The 17,293-nt window shown below is 46.3% G+C and carries 15 protein-coding genes; 6 read left to right on the top strand and 9 right to left on the bottom strand.

Annotated features, from left to right (window positions below):
- Window positions 1-38 precede the first annotated feature (38 nt).
- From CSW98_RS04430 to CSW98_RS04400, 7 genes are all read right to left on the bottom strand, one after another.
- Window positions 39-779 carry a DeoR/GlpR family DNA-binding transcription regulator gene (locus CSW98_RS04430; RefSeq protein WP_100799255.1) on the bottom strand — a complete coding sequence of 247 codons (741 nt, stop codon included), beginning with the start codon at window positions 777-779 and terminating at the stop codon, window positions 39-41.
- A 160-nt stretch (window positions 780-939) separates the two neighbouring features.
- A complete protein-coding gene (locus CSW98_RS04425) occupies window positions 940-2,343 on the bottom strand; it encodes a glycoside hydrolase family 1 protein (protein ID WP_100799254.1) in 1,404 nt (467 codons plus the stop codon).
- A gap of 250 nt (window positions 2,344-2,593) precedes the next feature.
- Entirely contained in the window at window positions 2,594-3,523 is a 930-nt protein-coding gene (araC, locus tag CSW98_RS04420; RefSeq protein ID WP_443083649.1) for an arabinose operon transcriptional regulator AraC, read from the bottom strand.
- Window positions 3,498-4,064, bottom strand: a complete 567-nt coding sequence (locus tag CSW98_RS04415; protein ID WP_100799253.1) for a hypothetical protein — start codon at window positions 4,062-4,064, stop codon at window positions 3,498-3,500. Before CSW98_RS04415 ends, araC begins: the two co-directional genes overlap by 26 nt.
- A 55-nt stretch (window positions 4,065-4,119) precedes the next feature.
- The gene (gene araA / locus CSW98_RS04410) at window positions 4,120-5,607 is read right to left on the bottom strand and encodes an L-arabinose isomerase (protein WP_100799252.1); all 1,488 of its coding nucleotides are present in this window, start codon (window positions 5,605-5,607) and stop codon (window positions 4,120-4,122) included.
- 20 nt (window positions 5,608-5,627) lie between these two features.
- Window positions 5,628-6,374 carry an L-ribulose-5-phosphate 4-epimerase gene (locus CSW98_RS04405; RefSeq protein ID WP_100799251.1) on the bottom strand — a complete coding sequence of 249 codons (747 nt, stop codon included), beginning with the start codon at window positions 6,372-6,374 and terminating at the stop codon, window positions 5,628-5,630.
- A complete protein-coding gene (locus tag CSW98_RS04400) occupies window positions 6,374-8,065 on the bottom strand; it encodes a ribulokinase (protein ID WP_100799250.1) in 1,692 nt (563 codons plus the stop codon). The genes CSW98_RS04405 and CSW98_RS04400 overlap by 1 nt, the downstream gene beginning before the upstream one ends.
- A 365-nt stretch (window positions 8,066-8,430) precedes the next feature.
- On the opposite strand from CSW98_RS04400, the gene CSW98_RS04395 reads away from it, so the two are divergent.
- From CSW98_RS04395 to araH, 3 genes are read left to right on the top strand one after another with little or no spacing between them, the layout of a single operon-like run.
- Window positions 8,431-9,435, top strand: a complete 1,005-nt coding sequence (locus tag CSW98_RS04395; RefSeq protein WP_100799249.1) for an arabinose ABC transporter substrate-binding protein — start codon at window positions 8,431-8,433, stop codon at window positions 9,433-9,435.
- A gap of 56 nt (window positions 9,436-9,491) precedes the next feature.
- Window positions 9,492-11,006 (top strand): L-arabinose ABC transporter ATP-binding protein AraG, encoded by a 1,515-nt coding sequence (gene araG, locus CSW98_RS04390; RefSeq protein WP_100799248.1) that lies wholly within the window; start codon window positions 9,492-9,494, stop codon window positions 11,004-11,006.
- A gap of 17 nt (window positions 11,007-11,023) precedes the next feature.
- On the top strand, window positions 11,024-12,016 hold the full coding sequence (gene araH / locus CSW98_RS04385) for an L-arabinose ABC transporter permease AraH (protein WP_100799247.1): 993 nt from the start codon (window positions 11,024-11,026) through the stop codon (window positions 12,014-12,016).
- Between the two features lie 60 nt (window positions 12,017-12,076).
- On the opposite strand, the gene CSW98_RS04380 is transcribed toward araH, so the two are convergent.
- Window positions 12,077-13,528: a RimK family ATP-grasp domain-containing protein gene (locus CSW98_RS04380; protein ID WP_100799246.1), complete on the bottom strand. Its 1,452-nt coding sequence runs from the start codon at window positions 13,526-13,528 to the stop codon at window positions 12,077-12,079.
- An 85-nt stretch (window positions 13,529-13,613) separates the two neighbouring features.
- Here CSW98_RS04380 and CSW98_RS04375 point away from each other — a divergent pair, with 85 nt between their 5' ends.
- From CSW98_RS04375 to CSW98_RS04365, 3 genes are all read left to right on the top strand, one after another.
- Window positions 13,614-14,708: a GNAT family N-acetyltransferase/peptidase C39 family protein gene (locus tag CSW98_RS04375; protein WP_100799245.1), complete on the top strand. Its 1,095-nt coding sequence runs from the start codon at window positions 13,614-13,616 to the stop codon at window positions 14,706-14,708.
- A 213-nt stretch (window positions 14,709-14,921) separates the two neighbouring features.
- Window positions 14,922-15,740, top strand: a complete 819-nt coding sequence (locus tag CSW98_RS04370) for a shikimate 5-dehydrogenase (RefSeq protein ID WP_100799244.1) — start codon at window positions 14,922-14,924, stop codon at window positions 15,738-15,740.
- Window positions 15,741-15,864: 124 nt separating this feature from the next.
- A complete protein-coding gene (locus CSW98_RS04365) occupies window positions 15,865-16,335 on the top strand; it encodes a Dps family protein (protein ID WP_100799243.1) in 471 nt (156 codons plus the stop codon).
- Between the two features lie 43 nt (window positions 16,336-16,378).
- Here CSW98_RS04365 and CSW98_RS04360 read toward each other — a convergent pair whose 3' ends face one another.
- Complete coding sequence (locus tag CSW98_RS04360; RefSeq protein ID WP_100799242.1) at window positions 16,379-17,290, bottom strand: DMT family transporter; 912 nt, start codon at window positions 17,288-17,290, stop codon at window positions 16,379-16,381.
- Between the last annotated feature and the right edge of the window lie 3 nt (window positions 17,291-17,293).

Below are 17,293 nucleotides of genomic sequence, written 5' to 3'. Positions count from 1 at the left end.
CCAGCCATGTATAACCAAAACAGTAAACGGAAGTGATATCAGTTAAGAATCACTTCCATTCCTTTTGCTCTCAGCCAGTCAATATCTTCCCGGGGAGCCCACTCATTGGTAATTAGTGTAGAAAACTGTTCAATCGTACCGATACTGGTCGAATAAATCTGCCCGAACTTACTCGCATCCGAAAGAACGATATTACGCTTATTTTTAGCCAAAATAGCTGCAGCAATGTCAGCCCGCATCATATCCCGGCTGGTAAATCCCGTATCCCGGTGATAACCGTCAATCCCTAAAAATGCCGTACTGAAATGTACGTTTTCAATACACAGGCGAGTTAAGGGTCCAACCAGACTTTCGGACTGATGCTGGTACATCCCGCCTAAAATAATCACATTCGCCTGGGTGTTACGGATAAGGTGGGAAATATATACACTAGGGGTAATAATAGTGATATCACCACGGTTTGCCAAAATCCGGGCCAACAAGGCATTAGCACTACCTCCTTCGATCAGGACAGTCTCTCCATTACCAATCAGCTTAGCGGCCTGCTCTGCTAGCTTCTGCTTAGCATCAAACTGAACTTCCAGCCGATCACTGACATCATCGCTCTGTAGTGAAACCGCCGCACCATGCACACGTTTAAGATGGCCCTCCTTCTCCAGAAAATTCAGATCTTGCCGGATAGTCACTTCCGAAACACCAGTATGGACGGATAGTTCCGAAACCATGACTCGCTTTTGTTGGTTCACTAAATCTACTATCTGGGTCTGTCTGGCGTTCATTCATTATCCTGTAAAACGGTATCCGGGTTTCAGATGAAACCTTGTTCTCTCAGCATTCTACTGGTTAACCCCGACACAGGCAAACAGGTCATAAAAAAGCCGCTGGTCAACAGCGGCAAATATCCTCACTATAACGGGCATAGCCCGGATTTATACAACGTTACAGTGCATTTTTACGGATTAATTCCTGATACCAGAAAAAACTTTTCTTCTTCGAACGCTTTAGATCTTTCAGATCAAATTCGTCCCGGTTAACATGGATAAATCCATATCGCTTTGAACATCCCTGATGGGTACTGACCAAGTCGATAGCCGACCACGGGCTGTAACCAAAGACTTCAACACCGTCAGTAATCGCCAGTTGGATCTGCTCAATATGCTGTCTCAGATATTCAATCCGATAATCATCATTAACAGACCCGTCTTCCTCTACCGTATCGAAAGCCCCAAGACCATTTTCAGTAACAATCAGAGGCAGACAGTAACGACTGTACATTTCACGCATGGTAGTACGGAAGCCGACCGGGTCAATCTCCCAGCCAAATTCATTTTTCACCAGATTCGCATTGGAAGTACCTTTGTAGATCCCAATTTCACCGATAGTAATCTGCTGGTCTCCGGTAGAGCTAACATCGCTGTCATCCCCCGTGCTGGCTGCTACGGTCTGACTGTTGTAATAGTTAAAAGCAATAAAATCAGGTTTAGCCTTTGCCAATACTTCCATATCACCCGGTTCAATATCCGGGATAGCGTTACGCTCTTCAAGGAAACTCCAGGCAACATTGTTATAGCGCCCGTAGACCGCCATATCCAAATACAGCCAGTTCCGGATTGCAGAGAAATTATTCGCGGCCAGAACATCTTCCGGTTTACAGGATGCCGGATAAATGGCTGAAATATTCGGCGCGGGGCCAATTTTCGCTTCAGGCAACATTTCATGACACAATATCATGGCTTTCGCTTGAGCCAGCAGCATATGGTGATTCTGCTGATACAGATCTTTCACCGGATCGTTATTATCCACATTTTTCGTACCAATCGCATCCCCGTGCAGAATCATCATGTTTTGCTCATTGATAGTCAGCCAGTATTTAACCCGATCGCCATACAGCTCAAACAGCGTTTTAGAATACAGCGCAAATGCATCCGCTGTGGCACGGTTAGACCAGCCGCCTTTTTCCTGCAACGCATATGGCAAATCGAAATGATACATGGTAACGATAGGTTCAATATTATTGGCTTTCAGTTCATTAATCAGATTATTGTAGAACTCAACTCCTTTCTGATTGATTTCCCCGTCTCCTTTAGGAAAGATCCGGGTCCAGGCAATAGAAAAACGGTAGGCTTTAAAACCCAACTCAGCAAACAAAGCCACATCTTCTTTGTAGTGATGATAATGATCGCTGGTCACCTTAAAATCCGTGGTTCCCGGAACGACATTGGCCATATCGATAACCGATGGACCTTTACCATCTTCATCCCATGCCCCTTCGACCTGATACGCAGATGTAGAACCACCCCAGAAAAAATCTTGTGGGAAATCTTTCAGCTTTTTATGTTGCATACATAATCCTTATTGCAGAGTACAAATTTCATTTATAGAGAAAGACGCTTTCCACGCCCGTTCACTATATGTGCTAAGTTCATACGTCTTACCATTACCAGTGGTATGTCCTCCGGACACAAAAATGTAACCGGTAACATTGCAATAAAGATTAACCTGAAACCGGTTACACTGGTATCGAATAGACCAAGCATTGTGATAATAATCACAAACAATATGATAGGTTAACTGCCCAAATGGTAGTGACTGATCAAGTCACCTGTTCGCGATAATGCTTAGGACTGACTCCGGCTTTGCGCTTAAACACCCGGGAAAAGTAGAGAGGATCGGTATAACCGACAATACGTCCTATATGGTTGACTGAATAGTTAGTGGTTACCAGCAAATGCTTGGCCCGGCTGATACGCTGATCATCACGCCATTGGGTCACTGACATATTCATTTCGTCCCGGAACAGGTGTCCCAGACGGGAGGGTGACAAACAGATATGTGCCGATACATCTTCAATAGTAAACTCTTCATTCAGATGCTGAGACATAAAATTGGTGGCATCAATAACTCTCGGATCCAGGGGCTTATTGATCACATCCGGCTGAATGGTTTTACAACGGATAAGCAGCTGTTCCAGCAGATTAATCGCCAGATCATTCTTATATGGCACATCCGATTTGGCCGTATATTCAATATCAATGAACAACTTTTCTATCTGCTGAATACTTTCAGGCTCCAGCCCCCGGGTCACATACACTCCGTTTTTTTCTTCATGCCAGTTCAGCCATCCCTCCCAATACGCTCTAGGACGAAAATATACCCAACGGTGAAACCAGGATGAGCAGTCTGATTTGCGATGATAATAATGTGCAGCACTGGGCGGAAACAGCAGAATGTCACCATACCCGACATCAAAAGCATCACTACCGGAAAACACCGTTCCCTCTCCCCGGCTGGTGATATTAATGATGAAACCTTTCATCCCATTGGGGCGATCAATGATGAAATCGAGCTCATCCCCTTCAATAATAGGGGTAAGACCCGCGACTAAATGGGCATCAAAGTTATATCCAGGCTTTAACGGATCATCATTCTGCATAAAAAGAGTAACTATATTAAAAACTACTTTGTTAAAAACGGCGATATCTGTATCTGCATGCACTTTACCTTTTCGTCGGATCAGACTCACTGGCAGGGTTCACATTTTCTTCCAGAAGAATCCATTGAGTACTGTAAAACGCTTCACGAAACTCGCGCCTTCCTGATGGAACAGAGCTTAAATGTGCCCGGGTATTACTCTCATGCTGCCAGTCGGTCAGTTTGGTTAATGTTTCCTCAGCTGGTAATCCGGACTGATAATCAGGATCAACCTGAGTGATAGCATGCAGGACATCCAGCTGTGCTGGTATACCGCTTCTTGCCAGATAATCGATACATAGCGCATTATTCTCAAAAGCATAAGTGATACTGACAGAAAGAGATGTTTCAGAGCGAATATTACACCACTGTTCCAGTTTATTGTTCCGCATCCGGAACTGCCAGACGACCGTATCAAGACTGAGCGAATTACTGTTGTTGATCAGATTAAGTTCACCACGGAATACAGCTGCTGAGTTCTTACTCAGTGAAAACTGTCCCGGTGTATTGCTACTGATATTTAAACACCATTTCCCGTCACTAAGATAATAACCAGAGGAGTCTTCCTCCGCCTTTGTTGATGTTTTATTCACATTTGCACCCTTAAAGGCTCCCTGGATGGGAGCCTCCTTATGTATGGGTTACCTGCTAGCGGTAATACGCCATATTATTTCTTAACTCTGTCTTGAACTGACGTAGCTTAGTATCATGATCAATAACCACCATTTCAATACCGGCAATATCCGCATAATCTGCCAGCATATCCAGCGTTACTGCCTGACTGTAAACCGTGTGATGCGCCCCACCAGCATGGATCCACGCAGCGGCTGCCGTTTCAAGACTTGGCTGAGGATTCCACAGAGCATGAGCTACTGGCAGATGTGGCAACGCCTGAGGAGGCTCAACCGTATCAACCATATTAACAATCATGCGGAAATGAGTACCCAGATCGATAACTGACACATTCAGCCCCTGACCCGGTTTGGCACTGAACATCATACGCGGAATGTTACAGTCACAACCGATAGTATGACGGTGAATTTCGATCTTAGGTTTGACACTGGCAATCGTCGGACAGACTTCCAGCATATGTGCGCCCAGAACCTGACTCTTTTCACCAAAGTTATAGGTGTAATCCTCCATAAAGGAAGTACCTCCGCCCTTACCTTGCCCCATCACCTTCATAATACGGGTCATAGCTGCTGTTTTCCAGTCACCCTCACCACCGTAGCCATACCCTTTTTCCATCAGACGCTGTGTGGCAAGCCCCGGCAGGTTAGTAATACCAGTGAGGTTTTCAAAGGTATTGGTGAAGGCTGACGCCCCTACAGAAGTCAGAAAGCGTTCCATACCCAGTTCAAGTCTGGCTTCCTGACACAGAATTTTACGGCTTTCGATATCGTCAAACAGAGCCGGAGCCATGGTATAGGTTGACGCATATTCATCCAGAAGCGCATTCACATCGTTATCAGAGACTGCGTTCACACTTTCAGCCAGCTCCCCGAGTCCGTAAGCATTCACTTCGTAGCCAAACCGGATCTGTGCAGAAACTTTATTACCCTCCGTTACAGCAACCTGGCGCATATTGTCGCCGAACCGGGCAACTTTCAACTGTTTTCCTTCCTGGATACCAACGGCAGCACGGCACCAGTCATCCACCTGCTGATGAACCACCGGGTTTTCCCAGTGGCCAACCACAACTTTACGGTCAATGCCCATACGGGTACCGATAAAGCCAAACTCCCGACAACCGTGCGCACTCTGATTCGTGTTCATGAAATTCATGTCGATATCATCCCACGGCAATGCAGCATTAAACTGAGTGTGAAGATGCAGGAACGGCTTATTCAGCAGGCCAAGTCCGGCAATCCACATTTTGGCCGGAGAAAACGTATGCATCCACAATACCAAACCGACACAATTCGGGTTATTGTTCGCCTGACGGCAAACCTCTGCAATCTCATCGGGTGATTTTACTGTGCCTTTTTCTACCAACGGTACAGAGATAGTTGCAGACTGGTTCAGTCCATTGACGATTTGCTGGCTGTTTTGAGCCACTGTCTTCAGTACTTCAGGTCCGTACAGATTTTGAGAACCGGTAACAAACCATACTTCTTTCGTAGAAAATTCTTTCATTGTAGCCTCTTATTCTTAGGTTATTTTGCTGATTCTGACTGGCCGTAGTAAGCATTGGCTCCGTGTTTTCTCAGGTAATGCTTATCTAACAGCGCCTGATTAATAAAACTGGCCTGTGGGTTGATCTGAAGTGTCTGCAGTGCCATTCCGGCAACCACTTCCATTACTACCGCATTGTGTACGGCATTGTCTGCGTCCTTACCCCAACTAAACGGACCATGTTCTTTGACGATAACACCCGGTTTTTCCATCGGATCCGCAGTACCGATTGTCTCGATAATCACCATTCCTGTATTCGCTTCGTACTCTGTTGCAATCTCTGCATCGGTCAGAGCACGGGTACAAGGAATACTGCCGTAGAAATAGTCTGCATGGGTTGTACCCAAAGCCGGAATAGCACAACCGGCCTGAGCCCATGATGTCGCATTGGGTGAGTGAGTGTGTACTACGCCGCCAATATCAGGATATTCACGATAAAGGGCAACATGTGTTGCAGTGTCTGAAGAGGGTTTCAGTGTGCCTTCTACGACATTCCCGGCCAGATCCACCACGACCATATTGTCAGCACTCAGATTGGCATAAGCGACGCCGCTGGGTTTGATCACAACGAGTCCGGATTCATGGTCAATAGCGGAAACATTTCCCCAGGTAAATGTCACCAGATTATGTTCCTGAAGTGCCATATTGGCTTTCCAGACCTGATGCCGCAGCACGGCAAGACGCTGTTCAAGCTTACTGTCAGATACGACAGAGGAATTCACATTCATTAATCACGCTCCTGAGAAAGTCTGAATTCAGATAATCCTTCAATTTGCTGCCCCAAATGGGTGTAAGCTTCAGCTCGTCGGCGTCGGATTTCCGCAACCTGACTGTTTGGCTGATAGGTCCGGCTTATCGGACTTGCCATAACTTTTTGAGCCTGTGCCGTATTCTCATATACCCCGGCGGCTACTGCTGCGAAGATAGCTGCACCAAGTGCACAACTCTGTTCCGATTCAGCGACGACAATCTCACGTCCTAGCACATCAGCACAGGTCTGCATCACGAAAGGTGATTTCTGTGAAATACCACCGATAGCCACTACGCGTTCAACCTTCACGCCCTGATCAATAAAGGCATCAGCGATCGCCTTAGCGCCGTGTGCGGTTGACTCAACCAAAGCACTAAACAGTTCTGGTGCATCCGATCCCAGATTCAGTTCGGCAATCGCACCTTTCAGGCGCTGATTAGCGTAAGGGGTTCTGCGTCCGTTATGCCAGTCCATTGCAATAGCACTATCAATTGTCGTTGCGCTACTGGCTTCGGCAAGCATAGGAATCAACATCTTATCCAATTCATCCACCGGAATAGCTACATCCGGATTCAGTTTCATGTACTGCTGGAGCGGCCACATCAACAAGCGTTTATACCAGGCGTAAATATCCCCGAAAGCAGACTGTCCGGCTTCCAGAGCCATTAGCTCAGGTGTTGCACTGCCTTTCACCTGGCCACAGATCCCGTGAATTGTCCGGTCACCGATATCCTGCTCATCCACCATCAGGATGTCACAGGTTGACGTACCAATAACCTTAACTAAATCGTATTTGCCGGCGCCGGCACCAACCGCTCCCATATGGCAGTCAAATTCACCAATTGCAATGCTTATTCCAGCCGGAAGCCCCAATGTTTCAGCCCATTCCGGCGTCAGTTGCCCTGCGGCCTGATCAGCGGTATAGACTTCGGTAAACATACGATCACGGATACCATCCAGAGTCGGAGAAATAGCAGAAAGAAATGCCTGAGAAGGCAGCCCGCCCCAGCTATCATGCCACATAGCTTTATGCCCGGCGGCACAGATTCCCCGCCGGAATTTATCCGGATGCTGATTGCCCGCTAGAATAGCCGGAACCCAGTCACACAATTCAACCCATGTATACGCTTTTTCTGCAACGGCAGGATCCTGTTCAGATATCCAAGCCGCTTTTGCCCAGAACCATTCGGACGAATAAATCCCTCCGATATAGCGAGTGTAATCAGGGAAACGCTCAGAATGTGCCAGTTCATTGATCAACTCAGCTTTTTCTACCGAAGTATGGTCTTTCCACAGGATGAACATCGCATTCGGGTTATGCTCAAACTCAGGAAGGAGTGCCAATACATTACCTTCCACATCAACAGGAGCCGGAGTGGAACCTGTTGAATCAACCCCGATCCCGACTACCGATCTGGCTACCTCTTGTGGAACCTGCGCCACAGCTTCCTGAATAGCCGTTGTCATCGCCTCGATATAGTCTTTAGGGTGATGACGAAACTGAGACTGCGACGGTATGTTGTATTGACCTTCCATCCAGCGTGGGTAGTAGGTCACAGCCGTAGCCACCTCAGCACCGGTTCCGGCATTCACGATAAGTGCACGCACGGAATCGGAACCAAAATCCAATCCGATTGTGTATGTCTGATCTGTTTTTATTTTGTCCATGTGTGCTCCACATAAAGTCTGCGATTTCTTTTTAGTTATAACGGGGAGTACAGCCAGCATCCATGAATTCACCGGCTATAAATATGGACAATTTCGCCACAACATTCATTATGTGCAGATGCTTACAACTCAACCAAATCACAGATACATCGCTAACAAATAGCAAAAACCAGGACAAATAAAGCTTAAAATATGTAATAAGGCTCACAAAAAACCAAAAACGAGATCAGAATCATAGTCACTCACGCTAAATGCATGGACTAAAACGCTACAAAAATATGATGTGATTCAAATCACTTCTTTCTTGATTTTGGACTCTAATAATAAATGCGAACATCAACCCTACCAGTGGATGGAATAACAAAATGACTAAATTTAAAAAAACACTTGCTCTTGCGGCGTTAGCCGGAGCGACCCTGCTAAGCTCGTCTGCCAATGCCTTTTTTGGCGGTGATGATGATGAACTCAAATTAGGCTATTTGGTTAAACAGCCAGAAGAACCGTGGTTCCAGACAGAGTGGAGCTTTGCGGAAAAAGCCGGTGAACAGTTTAATTTTGAAGTGATCAAGATGGCAGTACCGGATGGCGAGAAAACTCTGAACGCAATCGATACTCTGGCGGCCAGTGGTGCTAAAGGCTTTGTTATCTGTACGCCGGATCCGAAGCTTGGTCCTGCAATTATGGCGAAAGCAAAAAGCTATGATCTGAAAGTTATCACTGTTGACGATCAGTTCTTAAATGCGAAAGGGCAGCCAATGACGGATGTTCCTCTGGTGATGATGGCAGCCAGTGAGATCGGTTACCGTCAAGGTTCTGAGCTGTATAAAGAAATGACAAAACGCGGCTGGAATATAGCAGAAAGTGCAGTAATGGCGATCACGGCTGATGAGCTGGATACGGCTCGCCGCCGTGTAGACGGTTCCGTTAAAGCTTTACAGGAAAAAGGCTTCCCTGCGGATCAAATCCACCGTGTCCCAACTAAAACCAATGATATTCCGGGTGCCCTGGATGCCGCTAACTCACTGTTAGTGCAATACCCTAGCGTGAAAAACTGGCTGGTTGTCGGCATGAATGATAACACAGTTCTAGGTGGTATCCGAGCAACAGAAGGCCAGGGATTTGCGGCTGAAAACGTCATCGGTATCGGTATTAACGGTGTGGATGCCGTTAACGAACTGGCCAAATCAAAAGCGACCGGTTTTTACGGCTCTCTACTGCCAAGTCCGGACGTGCATGGCTTCAAGAGTATTGAATCTCTGTATAAATGGGTGAAAGACGGTGTGGCGCCACAGAAATTTGTGGAAGTTACCGACGTAGTGCTAATCACTCGTGACAACTTCAAAGATGAACTGGCGAAAAAAGGACTTTAACCCAAAGTAAGGCAGCGGTATAGCAGTACCGCTGCCGATGCAACAGGAGACAGGGTATGACAACTTCACCCTCATATTTAGAATTTAACAATATATCCAAGCACTTCCCCGGTGTTAAAGCTCTTTCCAATATCAGCTTTCGTACCAATTCAGGAAGCGTGCATGCGTTAATGGGGGAAAATGGTGCCGGTAAATCCACGCTGTTAAAAACCTTAAGCGGATTACACCAGCCAACAGAAGGCGAGCTTGTCATCGACGGTAAACCTGTAACCTTTTCGTCCACTGTCGATGCACTTGAACACGGTATCGCCATTATTTATCAGGAGCTGAATCTAGTACCCGAGCTGAGTGTCGCTGAAAATATTTTTCTCGGCCAGCTACCAACCAAAGGCGGCAGAGTCGATACAGAAACACTGAATAGGAAAGCCCGCGAACAATTATTACGTCTGGGGGAAGACTTCGATCCTTCTCGACCGCTGAAAGAATTCTCCATTGGCCAGTGGCAAATGGTCGAAATTGCCAAGGCACTGAGCCGGAATGCGCAGATCATCGCTTTTGATGAACCCACCAGCAGCCTTTCCCAACGCGAAATTCAAAGCCTGTTCAAAGTGATTCGCGAATTGCGGGATGACGGCAAAATCATCCTTTATGTTTCTCACCGGATGGAAGAGATTTTCGAACTCTGTGATGCCATCACCATCTTTAAAGATGGTACCCATGTACAGACGTTTTACGATATGTCTCAGCTGACTCATGATCGTCTGGTTGAGCTGATGGTCGGCCGGGAAATTAATGACATCTTCAACTATCGTTTCCGTTCTCATGGAGAAACCGGGCTGGAAATCACCGGTTTGATGGGGCCGGGACTGGCATCGCCTGTTTCCCTGTCTATTAAGCGGGGAGAAATTCTGGGCTTATTCGGTCTGGTCGGTGCCGGACGAACAGAACTTACTCGGCTTATCTTCGGCGCCGAACATACCACCAGCGGCGTGATAAAGGTCAACGGTAAACAAGTGACCATCAATAGCCCTAAAGATGCAATCAAAGAAGGAATAACCTTATGTCCGGAAGATCGTAAGGCTGATGGCATCGTACCGATCCTTTCTGTTCAGGAAAATACCAATATTAGTGCCCGTCCATGGAATCTAAAATCCGGTGGCCGGATCAATTTCGAGTGGGAAAAAATTAATGCCGATGATCAGGTTAAGGCGCTGAATGTAAAAACACCATCACTGGATCAACTACTCGGAAACCTCTCCGGAGGTAACCAGCAGAAAGTTATTCTGGGACGTTGGCTGTCAACCAATATGCGGGTCATCTTACTGGATGAACCAACCCGTGGAATTGACGTTGGTGCTAAATCTGAGATCTACGAGCTGATCTTCAAACTGGCTGAAAGTGGTGTAACCGTACTGGTGATTTCCAGTGACTTGCCGGAAGTCCTCGGCATTTCAGACCGTCTGATGGTCATGAAAGAAGGCTCTGTCACCGGCGAGCTGGCTCGCAACGAATTTAACGAACAAACAGCGCTAAGACTTGCCATGCTCGGCAAAGATTCTGCAGCAGCATAAGTGAAAGGAATATTAATATGTCTGTAACTAGTTCAACTAAAATAGTAGATGCTGAGAACAAACGCAGTTCTCTGAACCTTACACAGATTTGGGACAGATTCGGCATGCTGATGGTCTTTGTTGGCCTGTTCCTGCTGTGCTGCTTCTTCGTCCCTTATTTTGCTACCTTCATCAACATGAAAGGACTTGGTCTGGCGATTTCTATGAGTGGCATGGTTGCCTGTGCCATGTTGTTCTGTCTGGCCTGCGGAGATCTGGACCTGTCAGTGGCGTCAGTTATCGCCTGTTCTGGCGTAGTAACGGCTGTCGCCATTAACGCAAGCGGCAGTGTCATACTTGGTATCGGAGCCGGTTTATTATCCGGCGCATTTTTCGGTTTTCTGAATGGCTTTGTCATTGCTAAATTGCAAATCAACGCTCTGATCACCACACTGGCCACCATGCAGATTGCACGCGGTATGGGCTATATTATCTCTGATGGTAAAGCTGTTGGTATCACAGAAGAAAGCTTCTTTGCTCTAGGAAACTCTTCCCTACTGGGAATTCCGACCCCTATCTGGCTGACTATTGTGACTTTCGCTGTGTTTGCATATCTGCTGAACCGTACTGTTTATGGCCGTAACACACTAGCCATCGGGGGTAACGAAGAAGCAGCACGCCTTGCCGGTGTTGATGTTGTAAAAACCAAACTGATCATCTTTACCGTGCAAGGTTTTATCTCCGCACTAGCCGGTGTCATTCTGGCAGCGCGCATGACATCCGGCCAGCCGATGACATCCGTCGGTTTTGAGCTGGTCGTTATCTCCGCATGTGTACTGGGTGGTGTTTCCCTGAAAGGCGGTATCGGTAAAGTATCTTACGTTATCGCTGGGGTACTCATTCTGGGGACAGTAGAAAACGCCATGAACCTACTGAATATGTCTCCTTTCGCACAGTATGTGGTTCGAGGTCTTATTCTGCTGGCCGCCGTTATCTTCGACCGTTACAAACAAAAAATCGGTAACGCCTGATTATTTGATAGGATTACTCTAGCATAATGACAGCCCGGGATCCCATCCCGGGCTGTTGTTTTAAAAACCTCGCATCTGAATACGCCGCAGAAATTCCGTCATTATGCGGTCATACAAAAGATCCCCCAGAAATGCATCTTCCACATGGTAGTCAATACTGGGATTATCATTAACTTCAATCACGTAGACCTGACCGTCAATTTCTTTCAGATCCACACCATACAAACCACCACCGATAAGATTGGCCGCTTTCAACGCCACGTCTACCACATGCTTCGGTACCTGTTTCAAATCCAAGGTTTCAAAGCCGCCAGAAGAAACCCTTCCGCTTTGATGATGCTGATAGATCTGCCAATGCCCACGGCTCATCATATACTTACAGGCGTAGATCGCCTGACGGTTCATAATACCGATCCGCCAGTCAAAGTCAGTAGGCATAAAAGCCTGAGCCAAGATCAACGCACTTTTCTCAAACAACACACCAGCTTCCCGTTCCAGTTCATCCGGATCCCGTACTTTTACAACACCACGGGAAAATGCTCCGTCCGGAATTTTCAGTACCAGAGGAAACGTCAGTTGCTCCAGCAACCTAGCTTTCCAGTCCGGATCAAAGCTTTTGACAATCACGCTCTTGGGAGCCGGAACATTATTATGCTCCAGCAGCTCGGTCAGAAACACTTTATTGGTACATTTCATAATGGACTCAGAATCGTCCATAACTATCAGTCCCATTTTTTCTGCCATCTTGGCAAAACGGTAAGTGTAATTACTGATATTGGTTGTCGCCCGGATAAATAGACCATCAAATTCCCCCAGCCGCGATAAGTCATCCGGAGAAATCATCTCCAGATTCATCCCCAGTCGATTGGCCGCCCGCCGGAAACGTTTTAGCGCAGGCATATCCGAAGGTGGCATTTTTTCTTCCAGGTCGACCAGCATGGCAATATCATAACGGTACTTTTTCTCCTGACGGGGTTTCCTCCACACTTTAGTGGAGAACAGTTCCAGTGACTCGATAAAGAAATCCTGTTCTAAATCATCCAGTTCCTGAAATGGAAACGGGGCAATCTTATTGATTTGCCAACGTCCCTGAAACCGGTGCATTTTCAGCTCAATCACCGGTACCATAAACTGTTCGAACAAACGCCGAGCCAGCTTATCCAGTCCAGATTCCGATGTCCGACCAAAGTAAATTTTACAATGGATCAGCTCCGTATTTTTGCACAACTTGTTCAGTTTCAGCAGCCCCGATGAAAGCAGGAACGGCTGATAAATATCGTTGATCGCCATTACCCGGGGGATAACCCGGTGGCCTCTGGCTTCCGCCATCAGCGAACAATAATAACCACTGCTCATATAATCATAATCGTGACATAAGTTAACTACCTGCACACTGCGGTGATTCTGTTTCCAGTCGGCATCAAGATACTGATCCACACTAACGACTTGTTTCGACGGAAAATAATGCTGCCAGTCACTGGCCTGATCCGTCACGATTAAAAGGTTTGCCATCTCTAATTTCTTCCTACAACAATAGGTGTATTATTATCTGACAATATTGCCAACCATAACCCGGTTTACCCAGTAAGGACATCGTATGGACTTTCGTCTTGCGAACAATGCCGACCTCACTGCGCTTAATGCGCTGGAACAACAGCTGTTTGACGGAGACAAAATCTCTCCGCGTCAAATGAAGCGCTTTCTGCACTCTGACCAGTCAAGTATTTTTGTGGCAGACGCCGGGGAGGAACTGGCCGGATATGCATTATTGTTATTTCATCAAGGTACACAGCTATCAAGGTTGTATTCAATTGCCGTTAAACCTGATTTCAGAGGCCGGGGGATTGCTCAGACATTAGTCGAGCAATGCGAGCGTGCAGCTCTTGATCAAGGCTCGACTACATTACGCCTGGAAGTACGCGAAGACAATACAGCGGCCATCAATTTATATGAAAAAATGGGCTATAAAACCCTGAAGCTGCTCATCCACTATTACGATGACTTGTGTGACGGTCGTCGACTGCAGAAGCGTCTGACACCCCATGGTCCTAAGGTGTTACTTCCGATGCCACTGTATATTCAGACAACGCCTTTTACCTGTGGTGCAGCCTGCCTGCTAATGAGTTTCTCCTGTCTGGATAAACATTTTGAACCCAGCAGAACGCAGGAATTACAGTTATGGCGTGAGGCAACTACCATTTATATGGCAGCCGGTCATGGTGGCTGCAGTGGTCAGGGGCTGGCACTAGCTGCAGCCAGAAGAGGCCTGCATGTCGAACTGTGGAACCAGTCCAGAACGACGCCGTTTATCGACAGTGTACGTAGCCCTGATAAAAAAGAGGTCATTGAACTGGTACATCAGGATTTCTGCCGTCAGTTAGCAGACGAAGGCATCAGCAGCATGGATATTCCCCCCACTCAGGAACAATTTGAAGAGTGGCTCCGTCAGGGAGCTTGTGTACTGCTGCTTATCAGTACCTACCGTTTTGACGGGAAAAAAGAACCGCACTGGATTATTCTGAGTGGTATGAGTGACAAATTTTTCTTCTTTCACGATCCACATGCAGAATCGGAAGATCACGCTGTCGCTTCAGCCTATATACCAGTAGGGAAAAAAGCCTTATCTCAGATCATTGGCTTCGGTAAACAAAAACAGATTGCCTGTGTCGTTATCAAACAGGAACACCGGTAAGAATATCATTAAATCCGGGCATAACATCCCGGATTGATTTTTATCATTATTTCCCCATTTTCCTCTTTATACTGGTAAAAAGGCTAAAATATGAACCAATAATAAAAAAGAGGAATCTTCCCTGTCCAAATTTGTCCATGTTTTATTATTCTGTTTTATGCCATCCTCAACAGGAAATTTATATTCAGGATAGTCACGAAGGAGTCGTTATCTATGTCCCGTCAGATAAACAAAGATACCACTGTATGTATGTCTCTTGCCGCCAGACCGAGCAACTTCGGTACCCGTTTTCATAATTTTTTGTATGACCAGTTAGATCTTAACTTTCTGTATAAAGCATTCACGACCACAGATATTGTTGCAGCCATTGGAGGAGTAAGAGCCCTTGGTATTCGAGGCTGTGCTATTTCAATGCCTTTCAAAGAGGCCGTGATCCCTTTGGTAGATGAACTGGATGCTTCGGCAAAGGCTATTGATTCCGTTAACACAATTGTTAACGATAACGGTTATCTGAAAGCGTATAACACTGACTACATCGCGATTGCGACGCTATTACAGCAATACAATGTGTCACCTGATTTGACTTTTGCCTTGCGAGGCAGCGGAGGGATGGCCAAAGCAGTGGCCTGTGCGTTAAAAGACACAGGATTTACTAATGGCTATATCATTGCCAGAAACCAGGAAAAAGGCCAGGCATTAGCGGATTTATACGGTTTTCGGTGGCAGGCAGAAATGGACAATATACAGGCCGATATGCTGATTAATGTCACCCCACTGGGTATGACCGGAAGCTCCGATGCACAAACACTCGCATTCAGCGAACAGGATATAAAAACGGCTTGTATTATATTTGATGTTGTTGCACTTCCACCGGAAACCCCGCTGATCCGCTACGCCAGACAGCAAAATAAAACTGTCATCACCGGCAGTGAAGTGTTCGCCTTACAGGCCGTTGAGCAATTTAAACTGTATACCGGAAAACAACCAACTCAGGAAGAGTTCGAGCAAGCCGCAAGCTATGCCAGAGGTTAGATTGATAGCTTCTGCCTATCAGATGAATAAGTTTAATCAACTTTATCCTTATAAAGGAAAGGGCTAATATACACCCATAGCAAAGAAAACTTTAATTCAATATAAAAATCAACCGGAGGACGGTATGGAAAAGAACATCATTGGACTAGACAAAGTCAAAGCAAATGAACTAGCTGGCGATCTGAATAATCTGCTTGCAGACTATCAAGTTCTGTACACCAATGTTCGTGGCTATCACTGGAATATCAAAGGACGTGAATTCTTTCAGTTACATGCAAAATTTGAAGAAATTTATAACGATCTGGTCGAAAAAGTAGATGAAATCGCTGAGCGGATCCTGACTCTGGGAGCAACTCCGGTACACGGATTCTCCCGCTATCTGGAAATTTCTTCTATCAGTGAAACACTGAATGTAACCGGAGGTACAGAAGCGGTAAATAACATTCTGGAAGCTTACGGTATTTTGCTGACCAAACAACGTCAAATCCTGGAAGCAGCCGGTGAGCTGGGCGATGAAGGGACGGCTTCACTGATGAGTGATTACATCAGTCAGCAGGAAAAAGAGACCTGGATGCTGAATGCCTTCCTGCAATAATCATACGTTAATGACTTTTTAGCCCGCTAACGCGGGCTTTTCTTCAGGCATTCAAACGTCTTCTGTCCCACACGGTTTTGAGCCGCGCACCAAACACATTAATCAGTGCCCCGGAGACAATTAATGCTCCGCCAAAGTATGTCCATATCGACGGAATTTCATTAAAGAAAATGACCCCAATCAGCACAGAAAAAATAATCTGTACGTAAGAATACGCTGAGGCCTGCCCTGCCGCCTGTGTCTGCATCGCCTTTGTCAGTCCGAACTGTCCAACCTGAGTGAATATACCAACCAGAACCAGAATACAGGTCAGATAAAGATCCGGCTGTACAAATCCGTCCCCCATCAATATCAAAGATACCGGTAATGCCACCAGCGGGAAATAAAAGATGATCACCGAGCTGTCTTCCGTTCTACTCAGCTTGCGCACAATGACATATGCAATAGAACTACCAAAGGCACCTATTAGTGCAACCGCAACACTAAACAGTGGCAAAACAACCGGAGCGTTTCCATCAATCTCCGGTTTGACAATAAAAAACAAACCGACCAGACAGAACAAAATGCAGATAAGCGTAACCCTTTGAATGCTTTCTTTTAAAAACAACACCGCCAGTAGTGCAGTAAACACAGGATGGACATATTGCAGAATCGTAGCTTCAGCCAGCGGCAAAGTGGTAACAGAGTAATACACACACATCAGAGCCATGGTTCCTACCATGCCTCTTGCCAGTAGCAGGGATTTGTTATTCCCCCAGACAGAAAGCTTTTTACGTTTTACATCCAGATAGCTGATAACCAGAGAAACCAATGCCCGTGCAGCAACGATTTCAAACACTGGTATATGATAATTGCTGACATGCTTTACACAGGCTGACATCAGGGCGAACCCCAAAGCAGACAACAGCATAAATTGCACTCCGACCGGAATAGCAGAAGGTTTATTTGTGGACATAAT

The sequence above is a fragment of the Vibrio sp. HA2012 genome, assembly GCF_002812955.1.
Taxonomy (GTDB): domain Bacteria; phylum Pseudomonadota; class Gammaproteobacteria; order Enterobacterales; family Vibrionaceae; genus Vibrio.
This window is presented reverse-complemented; position numbering and strand designations above follow the sequence as displayed.